This is a genomic window from Streptomyces sp. NPDC059909 (assembly GCF_042730885.1).
In the GTDB taxonomy this organism is placed as follows: domain Bacteria; phylum Actinomycetota; class Actinomycetes; order Streptomycetales; family Streptomycetaceae; genus Streptomyces.
On sequence record NZ_JBHWKX010000078.1, the window covers coordinates 1 to 17,055 of the forward strand.

The window sequence follows — 17,055 nt, forward strand, 5'->3', positions numbered from 1 at the left end:
CCGTTGTTGTTGCCGCCCTGGTTGTTGTCACGGCCGTTGTTGTTGCCACCCTGGTTGTTGTCGCGACCGTTGTTGTTGCCACCCTGGTTGTTGTCACGGCCGTTGTTGTTGCCACCCTGGTTGTTGTCGCGACCGTTGTTGTTGCCACCCTGGTTGTTGTCGCGACCGTTGTTGTTGCCACCCTGGTTGTTGTCGCGACCGTTCCCGTTGCCGTTCCCGTTCCCGTTGCCGTTCCCGCCCTCGCCGAAGTTGTCGCCGGAGCCGCTCTCGCTCCCGCCCTCGTCCCAGTCATCCCCGTCGCCACTACGGACCCCGGCCCCGCCCTCGTCACGGTTCGCACCGTCCGCCCGCTCGCCCTTCGGGCCGTGCGCACCCCGGTCCCCGGAGAGGTTGGCCGTCGGGAAGGCGTTGGACGTCACGGTGCCGCCCTTGTCGCAGCCGTCGACGAAGATGTTCAGGATCCCGCCCTGGTGGACCGCGGACGGAGAGATGTTGACGCTGGTGGGACCGCTGCCACCCCCGTTGGCAGCGGTCAGCGGCGCTGACAGGCCGACGGCCGCGCATGCGGTGAAGGTCACCGCGAGAGTGCGTGAAGCACGCATGGTTGAACCTCCAGTGGAGACGCGCCCCGGAACGGTGCTCCGGGAGAGTCGACGAGAACGCCCTCCAACACGAACACTCACCGTCCAGCACATTCGCCGCATTTTGGGACTGGTCCACCCCAGTGAGCCGACACGCCGGTACGAGGAGCTCTTATCTGACGGATCCGCAGGTCACGTACTGTCAGAAGCTTTTATATGGCGATGTACACGGATGGCTCACCCCAAGTGGCCGTACCACCCGTTCGCCCCTCTCCGGTCGCCGCCCGGCGCGTGCGTGCTTAGCGTGCGTGCAGACGATGAGATGGGAGAACCATGGGCCGCCAGGACTACACCGGCTCGGAGTCGAGAAGACGCTCACCGTGGGGCGTACTTGCTCTCGTCATGCTCACCGGCCTCGCGCTGGTGCGGAACGGGATCGACATGGGGATGGGCCCGCCCCAGCCGGCCGTCGCCGCGGCGCTGGACAGTCAGCGCTACGCGGAGTCGGTCCCGCTGAACGGACCCGTCGAGCCGCTCCCGTACGCCCCCGCGTCCCGGATCGCGATCCCCGCGCTCAGGGTCGAGGCGCCGACCATCGACGTGGGTCTCGACCCCAACGGCTGGATCGAGGCTCCGCCGCCGCAAGACCCCAATCTCGCGGGCTGGTACCAGAACGGCATCGCCCCGGGGCAGCAGGGCACGGCGGTGGTCGTCGGCCATGTCGACAACGCGGCCGGGCCCGCCGTCTTCTACGGTCTCGGCGCACTGCAGAAGGGCCAGCACGTCGAGGTGACCCGCTACGACGGCAGGACCGCCGTGTTCGAGGTGTACGGCGTCGAGGTGTTCTCCAAGAACAACTTCCCGGGCGCCCGTGTGTACGGCGACACCGGAACCCCGGAGCTGCGCGTCATCACCTGCGGCGGCGGCTACTCACGGGCCGGAGGCTACGACGGGAACGTCGTCGTCTTCGCGCGCATGATCGCGGCGCAGTGACCGCTCACGAGGGGGCCGCCGGCTCAGCTCGTCGGCGGCCCCCTGTGCCTGCGTCCCGCACCGGGCAGGCACCCGACCGCGTCCGCATCCTTCAGCGGAGCGGCACGGTGATCCGGTACCCGGACCGCAGCAATGCCGGCAGATAGCGGCGGAGCGCCGCCACGCTCTGCGAGCGGTCGCCGCCCGCGTCGTGCGAGAGGACGACGGCGCCGGGCTCTGCCCCGTCCAGGACGCGGCTGACGATCTCTCCCGTGCCGGGCTCACGCCAGTCGAGCGTGTCGATGGTCCAGGCGAGCGGCTCCATGCCGAGCTCTGCGCCGATCTCGAACGAGCGCTTGTTCCATGCCCCGTACGGTGCGCGGTACCAGAGCGGCGGGCTGCCGAGGATCTTCTCGACGATCTCGCTCGTGCTGCCCAGTTCGTCGCGAATACGGGATTTCGAGAGCTTCGGCACCAGCGGGTGCGACCAGGTGTGGTTGCCCACCACATGCCCGTCGTCGGCGATCTCGCGCAGCAGGTCCTGGTGGTCCGCGGCCATCCCACCGCAGACGAAGAACATCGCCCGGACGTCGTGCTTGCGCAGGATCTTCAGGACGTCCGGCGTGTAGCGGGGATCAGGGCCGTCGTCGAAGGTCAGCACCATGGAGCGGCCGAGCGCCGGCATGTTCAGGAACGGCTCTTTCCGGACCGGGGTCACGGCCCTCGTCAGGGGGTTGGACCCGAATGCCGTCATGGGCTGCAGCCTGTACGCCGACGCGTTGGTCACCCTGGCCGAAGCCTGCGGGCCTGCCGCCTGCGGACCCGCCGCCCCCTGCGGGCCGCCCGCCGACGCAGGGCCCCCCGCCGCCTTCGGGTCCGCCGCCGCTACAGGAGCCTCGGGACGGTTCGGGGTACGGGTCCACTCGGTGCTGAACAGGGGTGCGACAGTGGCGGCGCCGACGCAGGCGGCGGCGATGCGCAGCACCGACCGCCGCGACCGCGGCATCTGATCCTTCTCCATGAGCAATGGCTGCCACGGGCACAGTAGGGCGGGCCTCAGCAACACCGGTTCGGCCTACGAATACACCCATTGGGAGCAGCAGCCGGCGGCCGGTCCGCGCGGTCGCCGGGGCGCCCGGTGATCAGTGGCGGCGCACCAGGGGGAACGGCAGTGTGTCGCGGATGGTGAGCCCGGTCAGGAACATCACGAGCCGGTCCACCCCGATACCGAGTCCGCCGGTCGGCGGCATCGCGTACTCGAGCGCGTCGAGGAAGTCCTCGTCGAGCTCCATGGCCTCGGGATCGCCGCCGGCGGCGAGCAGCGACTGAGCGGTGAGGCGCCGCCGCTGCTCCACGGGGTCCGTCAACTCGGAGTAGGCGGTGCCCAGTTCCGTACCGAAGGCGACGAGGTCCCAGCGTTCGGCGAGGCGCGGGTCGCGGCGGTGCTGGCGGGTCAGCGGGGAGACGTCGGTCGGGAAGTCCTTGTAGAAGGTGGGCAGCTGGGTCTTCTCCTCCACCAGCCGCTCGTACATCTCCAGGACGACGTCGCCGCGCGTGTCGTCGGGGGTGTGCGGCACGCCGGCCAGATCGCAGAGCCTGCGCAGGGTGTCCTCGTCCGTGTCGGCGTCCACGTGCTCGCCGAGGGCGTCGGACACCGCGTCGTAGAGCGTCTTGACCGGCCACCACCCGGAGATGTCGTGGGCGACGAGCTTGCCGTCCGGTCCCGTCTTGTGTGCGACGGGGGATCCGAAGGCGGCGGTGGCGGCACCCTGGATGAGTTCACGGGTGAGGTCGAGCATCACGTCGTAGTCGGCGAAGGCCTGATACGCCTCCAGCATCGTGAACTCGGGGTTGTGCTTGTACGAGACGCCCTCGTTGCGGAAGGTGCGCCCCATCTCGAAGACCTTCTCCAGGCCGCCCACGCACAGGCGCTTCAGGAACAGTTCGGGGGCGATGCGCAGGTAGAGGTCCATGTCGTAGGCGTTGATATGGGTCGTGAAGGGGCGGGCGTTGGCGCCGCCGTGGATCTGCTGGAGCATCGGGGTCTCGACCTCCAGGTAGCCGCGGTCGAGCAGCCCCTGGCGCAGCGCCTGCACGGCCGTGGAGCGTGCGCGGACGACGCTGCGCGCGTCGGGGCTCGCGACGAGGTCGAGATAGCGGCGGCGGACGCGGGCCTCGGGGTCGGCGAGGCCGCGGCGCTTGTCGGGCAGCGGGCGCAGGCATTTGGCGGTGAGCTGCCAGGCGGCGGCGAAGACGGTGGGCTCGCCGCGGTCGCTCGCGCCGAGCTCCCCGGTGGCGGTGATGTGGTCGCCGAGGTCGGCGTCGGTGGTGAACGCGTCGAGGACGGCGGGGCCGGATCCCTCGCGGGTGAAGGCGATCTGGAGGTCGCCTGACCAGTCGCGCAGCACGGCGAAGACGACGCCGCCGAAGTCGCGTACGGCCATGACGCGCCCGGCGACGGTGACCTCCTCGCCGGTGCGTGCGCCGGGCGCGAGGGACGGGTGTGCGGCGCGGATCGCGGCGAGTGCGCCGGTGCGTGCGGCGACGCCGACCGGGTAGGGGTCGATGCCCTGCTCGCGCAGCCGCTCCAGCTTGCGGTGGCGGATCCGCACCTGCTCGGGCAGTCTGCGCTCCCCCATCGGACGCACGGTGTCGGGCCCGGCCAGGTCCAGCGCGTCGATGGCCGGCAGTCCCGCGGTGCCGGCGACGGGCCCGGTGACGCCGTGCGGCCGGCCCCTGCCCCAGCGTCTGCGCAGGCTGGGTACGGAGACGAAGCCCTCGGCGATCCCGGAGGCGAGGCCGACGCGGGCGAGGGAGCCGGCGTCGCCGTAGCAGAGGAACCGCGGGTACCAGGCGGGCTGGTACTTGACATTGGACCGGTAGAGCGCCTCCAGCTGCCACCACCGCGAGAAGAAGAGCAGCAGCCTGCGCCAGAGCCGCAGGACGGGCCCCGCGCCGATCCGGGCGCCTTCCTCGAAGGCCGAGCGGAAGACGGCGAAGTTGAGGGAGATCCGGCGGACGCCGAGCTGCGGTGCCTGGGCGCAGAGCTCGGCGACCATGAACTCCATGATGCCGTTGGGTGCCGTGTCGCGGTCGCGGCGCATGACGTCGAGGGAGATGCCGTCGCGGCCCCAGGGGACGAAGGACAGCAGCGCGACGAGCTTGTCGTCGGCGTCGAAGGCCTCGACGAGGAGACAGTCGCCGTCCTGCGGGTCGCCGAGCCGGTCCAGCGCCATGGAGAAGCCCCGTTCGGTCTCGGTGTCCCGCCAGGCGTCGGCCTTGTCGATGACCTGCTTCATCTCCACGTCGGTGAGCGCGGAATGGCGGCGGATCCGGGCGGTCGCGCCGAGTCTGCGGACGCGGCCGACCGCCTGTCGGGCGACCCTCATGTCTCGCCCGTCCAGGTCGAAGCGGTCCACGTACAGGATCGCCTCGTCGCCGAGCTGGATGGCGCCGAGCCCGGAGCGTGCGTAGGCCCTGGCGCCGTCCTCGGACGCGCCCATGACGGCGGGCGCCCAGGCGTAGCGGCGGGCGACGTCCAGCCAGGCCTCGATCGCCGGCGTCCATGCCTCTTTGTCACCGACCGGGTCGCCACTGGCCAGGGCGACGCCGGCCTCGACGCGGTAGGTGACGGCGGCCTTGCCGTTGGGTGCGAAGAGGACGGCCTTGTCGCGGCGGGTGGCGAAGTAGCCGAGGGAGTCCTGGGAGCCGTACGCGCCGAGGAGCGCGCGGATGCGGGGCTCCTCGTCGCCGTGCAGGGCCGCCTCCATGCGCTGCGAGCGGAAGAGGGTGGCGGCGGAGTTCAGCAGGGCGAGCGCGCCGAAGAGGCCGAGGAGGAAGAAGAGCGCGCGCGGCGGGGAGCCGTCGAACTGGGCGCTGGAGACCAGTCCGCCGAACACCCGGTTGGCGGACCACAGCAGCCGCTGTTCGGGGACGAGGGTGCCCGGGAAGAGCTCGACGAGGCCCCAGCCGACCAGGACGCCCGCGGCCAGTCCCAGGACCAGGACGACGATCGCGCGGCGCAGCGAGCCGCGCCGTGTCTCGGCGTAGAACTCGTGCCGGGCGATGACGAGCACGGCCAGCGCGACGAGGCACAGCACGAGGTTGGCGATCCAGTCCCAGTCGCGTGCGACGGCCAGCAGCAGGACGTCGGTGATGACGATGAGCGTCAGATAGGCGACGACGAGCCACCAGGCGACCTTCTTGCGGGCGCCGATGGCCGCGGCGAGCAACAGCAGGAAGACGGCGTAGGCGAGGTTGGCGCTGACGGGTACGGCGACCTGGTCGAGGAAGAGCGCGACGGGGCGCAGCAGCCTGCGCAGGGGCGCGATCAGGGCGATGACCGCGCAGAACACCCCGAGCAGGGCGAAGAACATCGCGAAGCCTTCGGGCACCTTGCCGATGAAGCCGCGTCGGGCGGCGAGGCGCTCCTCCACGCTGACACTCATGCTCCGCACTCTAGGGAGACCCCTGCCGGGGCGCCTGTCGGCAGGGATAGCCTCAAGGCGTGAGTGAACGACAGCAGTCCCAGGGTTTCGAGCGTGGCACCGACGGTCCGAAGGTGATCGTCACCGGTGTCGACGGTTCCGACTCGTCGCTGCGGGCCGCGGCGTATGCGAGCGGGCTGGCCCGGAGGCAGAACGCCCTGCTCGCGATCGTCTACGTGCAGCCGTTGATGCCGGCGGGCGCTGCGCTCGGCGCCCCGGTGGCGGACACGACCGGGGAGATCGCGGAGGAGCTCGCCGCGGAGATCAGGGCGGCGGCGGAGCGGGTGCGGGGCATCTGGGACGTGCGCTGGGAGTTCCACACCTTCCGCGGTGATCCGTACAGCGGACTGGTGAAGGCCGCCGACGATCTCAAGGCGGACGCGGTGGTGGTCGGCGCCTCGGAGTCGGCGGGGCACCGGATCATCGGTTCGGTGGCGGTTCGGCTGGTCAAAGCCGGGCGCTGGCCGGTGACCGTGGTCCCATAACCCGCCCGGAATCATCACTTCCGCTGCCGCATGTCGCCTTCCGTCACCCGCTCCGCTGGTCCATCATGAGCCGCCGTTGTCCGACAGCGGTCCGCGAAGAGGTGACTCATGGCAGGGCTCCGGATGGGGCAGGGCGTGCTGCGCCGCAAGCCCATCGAACTGATCGAAGAAGGTCCCCCGAGCGAGCAGCTCACCAGAACGCTGGGCCTGTGGCAGCTCACGGCCATCGGCATCGGCGGCATCATCGGCGCGGGAATCTTCGCCCTCGCCGGCGCGGTCGCGAACCAGACGGCGGGCCCCGCGGTCCTCCTCTCGTTCCTGATCGCGGGCGTGGCGAGCGCCGCGGCCGCCTTCTCGTACGCCGAGTTCGCCGGCATGATCCCCAAGGCGGGCTCGGCCTACACGTACGGCTACGCGGTCCTCGGCGAACTGGCGGGCTGGTTCATCGGCTGGGACCTGCTGCTGGAGTACACGGCGATCGTGGCGGTGGTCGCCATCGGCATCTCCGGGTACTTCGGCTTCCTCCTCGGCCAGCTGGGGATCGATCTGCCCGCCTGGATGCTGGGCGCGCCGGGCACGGGTGAGGGGCACAAGGTCGATCTCTTCGCGATGATCCTGTGTCTCTTCATCGCCTATCTGCTCACGCTCGGAATCAGGAGCGCGGCACGGTTCGAGACCGCCGTGGTGGTGCTCAAGGTCCTGGTCGTGCTGCTGGTCATCGTGGTCGGCTTCTTCTACATCAACACCTCCAACTACACCCCGTTCTTCCCGTTCGGCGTCAGCGGGGCGTTCACGGGTGCGGCGACCGTCTTCTTCGCGGTGTTCGGGTACGACGCGATGTCGACGGCGGCCGAGGAGTCCAAGGACGCGCAGCGCCACATGCCGAAGGCGATCATGTACTCGCTCGCGATCTCGATGGTCCTGTACGTGCTGGCCTGTCTGGTGCTGACGGGTATGCAGAACTACCAGGACATCGATCCGGAGAGCGGCTTCTCCACGGCCTTCAAGTCGGTGGGGCTCGACAGTCTGGCGACCGTCATCGCGGTGGGCGCGATCATCGGCATCCTCACGGTGATGTTCACATTCATGCTGGGCGTCACCCGGGTGTGGTTCTCGATGAGCCGCGACGGTCTGCTCCCGCACTGGTTCGCGAAGACCCATCCGACACGGCACGTGCCCGTGCGCGTGACCTGGATCGTCGGCGCGGGGTCGGCGCTCATCGCGGGCTTCCTGCCGATCGGGGAGGCGGCGGAACTGACGAACATCGGCATTCTGCTGGCGTTCGTGGTGGTGTGCGTCGCCGTGATCGTGCTGCGCTACCGGCAGCCGGAGCTGCCGCGGTCGTTCCGCTGCCCGGGTATGCCGTTCGTGCCGGCGATCGGTGTGGCGTTCTCGATCTGGTTGATCACGTTCCTGGCCTGGCAGACCTGGCTCCGTTTCGTGGTGTGGCTCCTGGTCGGTCTGGTGATCTACTTCGCGTACTCGTACCGGCACTCGAAGCTCGCCGAGGCGGAGGCGCAGGGCGGGACCGGAACGGGGACGGGGCCGGGACCTGGCCCGCAGTGACCCGGGGGCAGGCTTCGGGCGGCGTCAACGGCCCATGACGAGACCGTCGGCGGCCGCCCCGCGGCTGAGGACGACGTCGCGGATCCGGTCGCGTACGGCGGTGTGGCGCGCCGCACCGCCGTCGATCGCCGCGTTGAGGTTGATGACGCGGCCGGCGGCCGTGTCCATCCACTGCGGGATGAACTCGGCCTTGGTCACCTCCCAGCGCCCGTCGGCCCGGGCGGGGGGCGCGAAGGTGAAGCGGCCGATGGTGCTCTGGTTTCCGCGCGGGTCGTGCCGGCCCTCGTAGTTGGTCATCGGGCCGGCGATCTGGTCGCCCATGCCGTACACGACCCAGGTGCCGTTCACCTTCTCGTACGCCTGCGGGATGTGGGCGTGGGTGCCGACGACGAGGTCGATGTCGGGGCGGCCCGCGGTGCGCGAGGCGGTCAGGGCCCTGCCGAGCCGCAGTTGGCGTGCGTCGGGTGCGGTCTGCCATTCGGTGCCCCAGTGGACGCTGACCACGACGACGTCGGCGCCGGCCCGGCGGGCCGCGCGCGCGTCCTCGACGATCCGCCGCTCGTCGATCAGATTGACCGCCCAGGGCCGACCGGCCGGGAGCGGGTACCCGTTGGTGCCGTACGTGTACGCGAGCTGGGCGACCTCGGCGGTCCCCGCGCGCAGCCAGGCGGGCTCGCGGGCCTCGGCCTCGGTGCGGGCCGAGCCGGCGTGTTCGATCCCGGCACGGTCGAGCGCGTCGAGCGTGCGCCGCAGCCCTTCGGCACCGTCGTCCAGCGTGTGGTTGGAGGCGGTGGAGCAGGAGTCGTAACCGGTGACCCGGAGGGCTTCAGCGATCTGGGGCGGTGAGGTGAAGGCGGGGTAGCCGGTGTAGGGCCCGTCGTCGTCGCCGTACACCGTCTCCATGTGGCAGATGGCGAGATCGGCGGCGGAGACGACGGGTGCGACGCCCGCGAGCATGGGCCGGAAGTCGTAGCCGTCGCCGCGGGCGGCCTCCCGCGCCTGGTGGATGACCGAGTCGTGCGGGAGCACGTCACCGCTGGCCACGAGCGTGAAGCCGCGGGGAGCCGGGGTGGCGGGAGTGGGGGCGGGGGCGGACGCGAGAAAGGGCGCGGGGACGGGCCGGCGGCTCCCGGCGGGTCCGGCCTCGTGCACGGGCGGGCGGTTGCTGCGGGCCCGTTCGGGGCCGCCGCCGCAGCCCGCCGCCGGTGCCAGGAGTGCGACGGCCAGGACCACCGCCGTGCGGCGTACGTGTGCGCTCATCGGCGGCTCCATCCGAGGGACTCAATGGTCAGTCAATCATCAAAGCCGTCAATATGACTTACCGAGACGGAACGGACTACTCCCTTCCGGTCGACCGTTCGACGCACCACTCGTCGAACAGTGCGACCGCTCAACGCACATGCCGGTACAACGCCTGTCCCTTCGCGCCGCCATGCGTTCGGATACGCCACGTAACACCGAACTCTCCGGACTTCTGTGCGAAAGGATGCCGACGATGGCGACGGCGACCGCGACGGTGACGAGCGCGACGGCGACGACCGACGAGCGGGCCCTGGCCGAGCTGCAGCGCGAACACGGTCCCGCCCTGATGAGCTTCCTCATCGGCCTGACGTACGGCGACCAGCAGCGTGCCGAGGACCTCCTCCAGGAGACCCTGGTCAGGGCCTGGCAGCATCCCGAGGCCTTCGACGGGCCGTACGAGTCGATGCGGCCGTGGCTCTTCACGGTCGGCCGCCGGCTCGCCATCGACGCGCGCCGCTCCCGGATGGCCCGGCCCACCGAGATCGGCGACGCCGTCCTCGCCACCACCGCGGATCCGGCGGACGTGACCGATCGCGCGGTCGCCGTGCTGGACGTCCGCGCCGCCGTGCGGTCGCTGAGCCCCGAGCACCGGGCGGTGCTGGTGCAGATCTACTTCCAGGGCAAGAGCGTGGCAGAGACCGCCGAGGCGCTGGGCATCCCGGCGGGCACGGTCAAGTCGCGTTCGTACCACGCCCTGCGTCAGCTGGCGCGCTGCCTGCCCGGGTACAGCCGTGCGGCGGTGACGCGGTCCGCAGCCGCCTGACGGCCCTGGACCGGGTCACTTCAGCCTCCGCCGCCCCTCCGGGAGCCTGGCCTCCCTGGGGCCACGTTCCGCGTCAGCCCGATTCGAAATCTGCCGGCCGAGTTGAGTAAAGAGGGACCCTGACGCGTGTCTCCCGGTGGAGGCTCGTCGTCGACAGCCGAACCGAGCACATCCGGGAGAAGGTGGAGAAAGTGCTGCCCGAGAGTACGAACGGCACCGGCGGAGGCGGTCTGGCGGTCCCCATGGCCTGGCTGTGTGCCGAGTACATAGCCGACGAGGTGCTGCGCACCGGCGGCCTTGTGGAGACCGGTTCGCTCGAGTTCAGAGCCGGCCGGGAGACCCTCGCCCTGACGGTCTACCTCTGCGACGGCCCGGACGAGCCGGCCCTCGTCCGGACGGTCTCGCGACTGGACGAGTGGCTGTCGCGCACGGCGTACGGGCACCCCTGGCCGGAATGGGTACGCGAACGGATGGCCGCCCGGGAGGCCTTCGCGCGTGATGTCACCGGCCCCGACCCTGATCTCGCGCTGGCTCAGGAAGCCTGGCGGTGGCTGGAGCGGACCGAGCTGCTCGCCGCCGATCTCGGCGAGGAGTCCGGGCTCTGGCACCCGGCCCTGCCCCCGGCGTCCGCGGTGGACGAGTCGGCGCGGGTGTGGATCCCGGCCTGGCGGCTCGGGCTGCCGCTCGGGCATCTGGCGATCCACCTGTACTGAGCGGGGTCACCGCGTACCGGAGTTCTTGTGCACGCCGGCCCGGTACTTGGGGATCCGCACCGTGATCTTCGTGCCCGCCCCGATGCCCGTCTCGATCACCAGGCCGTGGTCGTCGCCGTACACCTGCCGCAGCCGTTCGTCGACGTTGCTCAGCCCGATGCCCGACGACCGGGTGGACTCTCCGGCGAGGATGCGCCGCAGCTCGGCCGGATCCATGCCGACGCCGTCGTCCTCGATCGTGACGACCGCCTCGGCACCCGCGTCCTGGGCGGAGATGGAGACGCGGCACTCGTTCCTGGAGTCCTCGAGGCCGTGCTTGACGGCGTTCTCGACGAGCGGCTGGAGACAGAGGAACGGCAGGGCGACCGGGAGCACTTCGGGGGCGATCTGGAGGGTCACCTTGAGCCGGTCGCCGAAGCGGGCGCCGGCGAGCGCCAGGTACTGCTCGATGCAGCGCAGCTCGTCGGCGAGATGGGTGAAGTCTCCGTGCCTGCGGAACGAGTAGCGGGTGAAGTCGGCGAATTCCAGAAGGAGTTCGCGGGCCCGCTCCGGGTCGGTGCGGACGAAGGACGCGATGGCGGCGAGCGAGTTGAAGATGAAGTGCGGGGATATCTGGGCACGCAGTGCGCGGATCTCGGCCTCGATGAGCCGCGTACGGGACCGGTCGAGCTCGGCGAGTTCCAGCTGTACGGACACCCAGCGGGCGACCTCCGTGGCGGCCCGTACCAGTACCGCAGACTCCTTCGAACCGTAGGCGACGAGCGCGCCGAGCACCCCCTCCTCGCCGGTGAGCGGGGCGATGACGGCCCAGCGCAGCGGGCACTCCAGATCGTCGCAGCCGGTGCGGATGCTCTGGCTGCGCCCCGAGTCGAGCACGTCGGTGACGCGCCGCATCACCCGTTCCTCGTGGTGGTCGCCGCCGAGACCGTCCCAGGCGAGGACCGTCTCGCGGTCGGTGAGGCAGAGCGCCTCGGTGCCGAGCAGGGAGCGCAGCCGGCGCGCGGCCTTGCGTGCGGTGTCCTCGGTGAGTCCGGCGCGCAGCGGCGGGGCGGCCAGGGACGCGGTGTGGAGGGTGTGGAAGGTGGCCCGCTCGACCGGAGTACCCAGGTCGAGGTCGGGGTCGGCGTCGCGCCGGGCGGTGAGCCGGCCGAGCCCGAACCCCGCCGCGAGCAGCACCGCCGCGGCGGCACCGAGCGCCGCCAGCGCCATCCCGGTCATCGTTCCGCTCCTTCGGGCTGCGGCCGGCCGACGAGGTCCTCGGGCAGATGGAGGCGCGCCAGGATGGCGGCCGCCCCGGAAGGTACGTGCCGGGGCGTCGCGAGCGAGACCACCACCATGGTGAGAAAGCCGAGCGGCACCGACCAGACGGCGGGCCAGGCCATCAGGGTGTGCGGCCAGCCCTCGGGGGCGAGCCCGGCGCGGGTCGCCATGACCGCGGTCAGCGCCGCCCCGCCGCCGATGACGAGCCCGGCCGCGGCGCCCGGCGGCGTGAGCCGCCGCCACCAGATCCCGAGGACGAGCAGCGGGCAGAACGAGGACGCCGACACGGCGAAGGCGAGTCCGACCGCGTCCGCGACCGGCACGTTGGTGGCGACGATGCTCACGGCGAGCGGCACCGCCATCGCGACGACGGTCGCGAGCCGGAAGTGCCGCACCCCGCGCGAGGGGAGCACGTCCTGCGTGAGGACTCCGGCGACGGACATGGTCAGCCCGGAGGCGGTGGACAGGAACGCGGCGAACGCGCCGCCCGCGAGGAGCGCGCCCAGCAGATCCCCCGGTATGCCGCCGATCATCCGCTCCGGCAGGACGAGGACGGCCGCGTCGGCCTGGCCGGTGAGGGCGAGTTCGGGGGCGTAGATCCGGCCGAGCGCGCCGTAGACGGGCGGCAGCAGGTAGAAGGCGCCGATCAGCCCGAGCACGACGAGCGTGGTGCGGCGCGCGGCCCGCCCGTTGGGGCTGGTGTAGAAGCGGACGGCGACGTGGGGCAGTCCCATGGTGCCGAGGAAGGTCGCGAGGATCAGTCCGTACGTGGCGTAGAGCTGGTAGCCGTCGCGTCCGCCCGCGAGCGGCTGGGACCAGCTGAACGGGTCCGCGCCGGTGGTCGCCCGCTCGGGCACCTCGGAGCCCTGGGGGAAGGTGAGGCGCGTCCCGGCGTCGATGCGGTGGGTGCCCTCGTCGAGGGTGACCCGGTCCGCGTCGTGCCGGGTGCCGTCGATGCTGCCGGAGACGCTGACGGTGAGCGGCTGCTCCAGCTCGACCCGTACGGTGTCGTCGATCCGTACGACGGTGTGGTCTCGGAAGACGGTGGGCGCGTCGAACCGGGCGCGTGGCGCGTCGTCGCCGAACCAGGCGGCGACGAGGAAGAGCGCGGGCACGAGGAGCGCGGTGAGCTTGAGCCAGTACTGGAACGCCTGGACGAAGGTGATGGAGCGCATCCCGCCGGCGGCGACCGCGCCCGTGACGACGACGGCGACGACGAGTCCGCCGACCCAGTCGGGTGCGCCCGTGAGGATCTCCAGGGTGAGCCCCGCGCCCTGGAGCTGCGGCAGCAGATAGAGCCAGCCGATGCCGACGACGAAGAGGCTGGCGAGGCGGCGCACGGTGGCCGATTCGAGCCGGGCCTCGGCGAAGTCGGACAGGGTGTACGCCCCGGAGCGGCGCAGCGGGGCGGCGACGAGCACCAGCAGGACGAGATATCCGGCGGTGTAGCCGACCGGGTACCAGAGCATGTCCGGGCCCTGGAGGAGGACCAGTCCCGCGATGCCGAGGAAGGAGGCGGCGGAGAGGTACTCGCCGCTGATGGCGGCCGCGTTCAGTGCGGGTTTGACGGTGCGCGACGCGACGTAGAAGTCGGAGGTGGTACGGGATATGCGCAGGCCGAGGCCGCCTATGAGGACGGTCGCGAGGACGACGAAGGTGACGGCCGTCACCGCGTAGGTCTGGTTCACCGGCTGTTCCCCACGCGCGCCGTCAGCGGCCTTCGACGAGCCCGGTGAAGTCGCGTTCGTTGCGCTCGGCCTTGCGGACGTACCAGCGCGCCACGAGCCACATCACCGGATAGACGACCACGCCGAGCATCGCCCAGACGAACGGCTCGGGCGAGGAGAAGGAACCGAGCACGGCGGCGGGGAAGGCGAACAGCAGCGGGAGGGTGCCGACGAGGAGAGCGAGCACGCCGAGGGCGTACAGCCCCGCGCGCAGCTGGCTGCGCATCAGGGAGCGGACGTAGACGGTGCCGAGCGGAGTCTGCTCGCTGATCTCGGAACGGGCGGGTGCATGGCCCGGCCTGCGGCGGGCTCCCCGCGGCACACCCGTGACCACCTCACGGGTGGGTGGCTGCTCTGCAGACATCGTCGTCCGCTCCCGGGATCTCGAGTCGTCTCGTTCGCGTTCGGACAGGGTCCGAAGATCTACGGAGTCTACGCAGCGGCGATGAGGGCGGGTAGGCACGAGATGGTCTCGTCCCGGTCTCGGTGGCCGGCGTCCCGTCCGAGCCGGTGGGCGCGGTGCCTGGACCCGGCCCGCCCCGGCCGCACGGCTCACCGGTCCGCGCGTTGGCGGGAGCAGTCGGCGAGGGCGATCTCCAGTTCGACGTACGACTCCTCGGCGCGGCGGAACGCGACCTCGAGGGCGGCTTCCGCCCGCGGTCCGACGAGCCCCTGCGCGGACTCCCGGATCTCGTCCAGCACATCGGCCCAGCGGCCTGCCGCGCTCCTGGCCCTGGCGAGGAGCGCCTCGACATCGTCCGGATTGCCGGGCGGCATCGCCTGCAGACCGCGGAGCTCGCACAGCAGCGCTTCGATATCGGACATCAGGCCCCTTCTCCCCTTCCCGATCAAGGGTAGGCGGGGGCGGACGGCGGCAGCGCCGATTGCGGACACCGCTCGGTCAGTGGCCCGGCCCGTCGCCGTACGGACGGGGTGGGACGGCGAGCGGCGGCGCGCACACGCCGAACGGTCGTCAGCCGCGCGCGTGGCGCATCAGCAGATCGCGCAGCTGTCGTGCGTGGCGGCGGCTGACCGCGAGCTCCGCGCTGCCCACCCGGACGGTGGTGGCACCGGCGTCCAGGCGCAGTTCGTCGATGCGGCCGAGGGCGACGAGATGGCTGCGGTGTATGCGGACGAAACCGCGGGACGCCCAGCGCTCCTCCAGCGTGGAGAGCGGGATCCGGACGAGATGGCTGCCCTCCGCCGTGTGGAGGCGGGCGTAGTCGCCCTGGGCCTCGACGTACGCGATGTCGTCGATGGCGACGAACCGGGTGACGCCGCCGAGCTCCACCGGGATCTGCTCGGGTGTCCCGCCGGGCACGGCCGTTCCCGTCACGGCGGGCGGCGTGTACGCGGGCACGGACACGGGCGCGTGCGGGTGCGGGTGCGCGGACTGACGGGGCTCGCGCGCCGACTCGGCCAGATCGCTGACCCGGCGCACCGCCTCGGCCAGCCGCTCCCTGCGCACCGGCTTCAGGACGTAGTCCACGGCCTTGAGGTCGAAGGCCTGCACGGCGAAGCCCTCGTGGGCGGTGACGAACACGATCAGCGGGGGCCTGGCGAAGCCCGCGAGCAGCTTGGCCACGTCGAGCCCGGTCAGCCCGGCCATGTGGATGTCGAGGAAGACGACGTCGATGGCGTCGTCGCCGTCGGGCCCCGCGTCCAGGGCCCGGCTGATGCGGCGCAGCGCCTCGGTGGCGTCGGTGGCCCCCTCGGCACTGTGCACCCGGGGGTCGGCGCGCAGCAGATACAGCAGTTCCTCGAGAGCCGGTTTCTCGTCGTCGACAGCCAGTACGCGCAGCATGCTGCGGAGTTTAGGCGCGGGACGGACACGGGACCACGGGTCCGGGTCCTGTCCGGTCGATCAGGCCGGATCACTGAGCGGGGTCTGGTGCATGGGGTCTCCCCAGGCCCGCAGGGCCTTGGGGACGCATCGCAAGGCGGAGGCGGGGGCCCCCGCCGAAGGCAGGGGGAGAAATCGACGCGGTGGCGGCACCTCCCGTGCCCGAAGGGCTGCGGGGGAGTCGGTGACCGACGGCAACACAGCGAGGTGCCGTGCCAGGGCACGCGAGCCCGGCAAGATCGGCCGGGGCCTATGGGGTACCGGTGTCCGGCGGCCCGGCACCGTCCTCGGGAACGTCGTGGCCTCCGGGGACGCCGTGGCCGCCGAGACCGTGCGGGCGGTCGATCGCTTCGATGCCGTCGAGCAGATCCTCGACCGTGACCATCGCGAGCAGCGATCGCGCGTCGGCGAGATCCAGATACGCCGTCCGGCACGGGTCGCAGCACGCCAGATGGCGCGCGACGCCCGCGTCCTCCTCGGGGGCGAGCGCGCCGAGCACGTACGCCCCGAGGAGCAGCTCCACGTGAGGGCCGCCGGAGGGTGGCACGGTCATGAGTTTCCCCGTTTCTCCACCTGTCGCATGAGTGCGGAAGGGTCTTTCTGCGTATTCCAGGGCGACACCACAACACACTACGGACACGACGGCAGACGCGAATCGAGGAATGGTCCATGAATCTGCGGGAGCGGCACCGGGACGTGGCCGCCTATGCGCTGGGCGTCCTCGATCCCTCGGACGCGTTCCGCTTCGAGGAGCATCTGTCGGAGTGCGTCCTGTGCGCGGTGCGGCTGGCCGATTTCACGCCGGTCTCATCGGCGCTGGCCGAGCTCGCCGGTCCCGGCCGGCCGCTTCAGGCGGTGTCGCAGTTGCCGTCCCCCTCGCTGCTCGACCGGTTGCTCCGCGAGGTCGCGGTGCGGCGCCGGCACAGCTCCCGCCGCAGGCTTCGGCTGGTGGCGGCGGCCGCGGCGCTGATCGTCGCGCTGCCCGTGGTGATGGTGGGCCTGATGGACGGGAACGGAGGCGGCGGCCCCGATGCGCGGATCGTCGCGACGGACGCGGCGACCGGTGTGCACGGCGCCGTCGATCTGCGCACGGCGGACTGGGGCACTGCCGTCGCGCTGCGCATGGCCCAGCTGCGCGGCCCGCGGACCTGCGAGCTGGTCGTGGTCGACAGGGACGGCAAGGAGCACAAGGTGACCACCTGGTCGGTGCCGGCCGGCGGCTACGGCATCGCCGGCTCGCCCGGGAACGAGAACCCGCTGGACCTCGAGGCGGCGACGGCGCTGCGGCCCGGCGAGATCGACCGCTTCGAGGTCCGTACGATGCGGGGCGAACGGCTCGTGACCCTGGACCGCTGA

Annotated in this window: 15 protein-coding genes and 1 pseudogene; 6 read left to right on the plus strand and 10 right to left on the minus strand. The window is 71.4% G+C overall.

Annotation, left to right across the window (positions count from 1 at the left end; translation table 11 throughout):
- Positions 1-602: pseudogene (locus tag ACFV9O_RS33450) on the minus strand (hypothetical protein); the annotation flags it as partial.
- A gap of 312 nt (positions 603-914) precedes the next feature.
- On the opposite strand from ACFV9O_RS33450, the gene ACFV9O_RS33455 reads away from it, so the two are divergent.
- Complete coding sequence (locus ACFV9O_RS33455) at positions 915-1,574, plus strand: class F sortase (RefSeq protein WP_385424724.1); 660 nt, start codon at positions 915-917, stop codon at positions 1,572-1,574.
- Positions 1,575-1,665: 91 nt separating this feature from the next.
- Here the strand turns inward: ACFV9O_RS33455 and ACFV9O_RS33460 are convergent, their stop codons facing one another.
- Together ACFV9O_RS33460 and lysX are read right to left on the minus strand one after the other, a co-directional pair.
- Entirely contained in the window at positions 1,666-2,574 is a 909-nt protein-coding gene (locus ACFV9O_RS33460; protein ID WP_385424726.1) for a polysaccharide deacetylase family protein, read from the minus strand.
- Positions 2,575-2,695: 121 nt separating this feature from the next.
- Positions 2,696-6,001, minus strand: a complete 3,306-nt coding sequence (lysX, locus tag ACFV9O_RS33465) for a bifunctional lysylphosphatidylglycerol synthetase/lysine--tRNA ligase LysX (RefSeq protein WP_385424728.1) — start codon at positions 5,999-6,001, stop codon at positions 2,696-2,698.
- Positions 6,002-6,060: 59 nt separating this feature from the next.
- Here lysX and ACFV9O_RS33470 point away from each other — a divergent pair, with 59 nt between their 5' ends.
- Positions 6,061-6,525, plus strand: coding sequence for a universal stress protein (locus ACFV9O_RS33470; protein ID WP_385424731.1), 465 nt, complete (start codon positions 6,061-6,063; stop codon positions 6,523-6,525).
- A 108-nt stretch (positions 6,526-6,633) separates the two neighbouring features.
- Positions 6,634-8,091, plus strand: a complete 1,458-nt coding sequence (locus ACFV9O_RS33475; RefSeq protein ID WP_385424734.1) for an amino acid permease — start codon at positions 6,634-6,636, stop codon at positions 8,089-8,091.
- 24 nt (positions 8,092-8,115) lie between these two features.
- Here the strand turns inward: ACFV9O_RS33475 and ACFV9O_RS33480 are convergent, their stop codons facing one another.
- Positions 8,116-9,351, minus strand: a complete 1,236-nt coding sequence (locus tag ACFV9O_RS33480) for a CapA family protein (RefSeq protein ID WP_385424736.1) — start codon at positions 9,349-9,351, stop codon at positions 8,116-8,118.
- Positions 9,352-9,577: 226 nt separating this feature from the next.
- Between ACFV9O_RS33480 and ACFV9O_RS33485 the strand changes: the two genes are divergently transcribed.
- Entirely contained in the window at positions 9,578-10,156 is a 579-nt protein-coding gene (locus ACFV9O_RS33485; protein ID WP_385424738.1) for a sigma-70 family RNA polymerase sigma factor, read from the plus strand.
- Positions 10,157-10,398: 242 nt separating this feature from the next.
- On the plus strand, positions 10,399-10,869 hold the full coding sequence (locus ACFV9O_RS33490) for a hypothetical protein (protein ID WP_385424789.1): 471 nt from the start codon (positions 10,399-10,401) through the stop codon (positions 10,867-10,869).
- Positions 10,870-10,875: 6 nt separating this feature from the next.
- Here ACFV9O_RS33490 and ACFV9O_RS33495 read toward each other — a convergent pair whose 3' ends face one another.
- The 6 genes from ACFV9O_RS33495 to ACFV9O_RS33520 all read right to left on the minus strand — a co-directional run bounded on the left by ACFV9O_RS33495 (position 10,876) and on the right by ACFV9O_RS33520 (position 16,252).
- Complete coding sequence (locus tag ACFV9O_RS33495) at positions 10,876-12,087, minus strand: sensor histidine kinase (protein ID WP_385424741.1); 1,212 nt, start codon at positions 12,085-12,087, stop codon at positions 10,876-10,878.
- Positions 12,084-13,817: a cation acetate symporter gene (locus ACFV9O_RS33500; RefSeq protein ID WP_385424743.1), complete on the minus strand. Its 1,734-nt coding sequence runs from the start codon at positions 13,815-13,817 to the stop codon at positions 12,084-12,086. Before ACFV9O_RS33500 ends, ACFV9O_RS33495 begins: the two co-directional genes overlap by 4 nt.
- Positions 13,818-13,839: 22 nt before the next feature.
- Positions 13,840-14,220, minus strand: a complete 381-nt coding sequence (locus ACFV9O_RS33505; protein WP_385424746.1) for a hypothetical protein — start codon at positions 14,218-14,220, stop codon at positions 13,840-13,842.
- A gap of 188 nt (positions 14,221-14,408) precedes the next feature.
- The gene (locus ACFV9O_RS33510; RefSeq protein WP_385424748.1) at positions 14,409-14,681 is read right to left on the minus strand and encodes a hypothetical protein; all 273 of its coding nucleotides are present in this window, start codon (positions 14,679-14,681) and stop codon (positions 14,409-14,411) included.
- A 148-nt stretch (positions 14,682-14,829) separates the two neighbouring features.
- Positions 14,830-15,660, minus strand: coding sequence for a LytR/AlgR family response regulator transcription factor (locus ACFV9O_RS33515; RefSeq protein WP_385424751.1), 831 nt, complete (start codon positions 15,658-15,660; stop codon positions 14,830-14,832).
- A gap of 289 nt (positions 15,661-15,949) precedes the next feature.
- Positions 15,950-16,252 (minus strand): anti-sigma factor family protein, encoded by a 303-nt coding sequence (locus ACFV9O_RS33520; RefSeq protein WP_385424753.1) that lies wholly within the window; start codon positions 16,250-16,252, stop codon positions 15,950-15,952.
- A gap of 116 nt (positions 16,253-16,368) precedes the next feature.
- Between ACFV9O_RS33520 and ACFV9O_RS33525 the strand changes: the two genes are divergently transcribed.
- Positions 16,369-17,055 (plus strand): zf-HC2 domain-containing protein, encoded by a 687-nt coding sequence (locus ACFV9O_RS33525; protein WP_385424756.1) that lies wholly within the window; start codon positions 16,369-16,371, stop codon positions 17,053-17,055.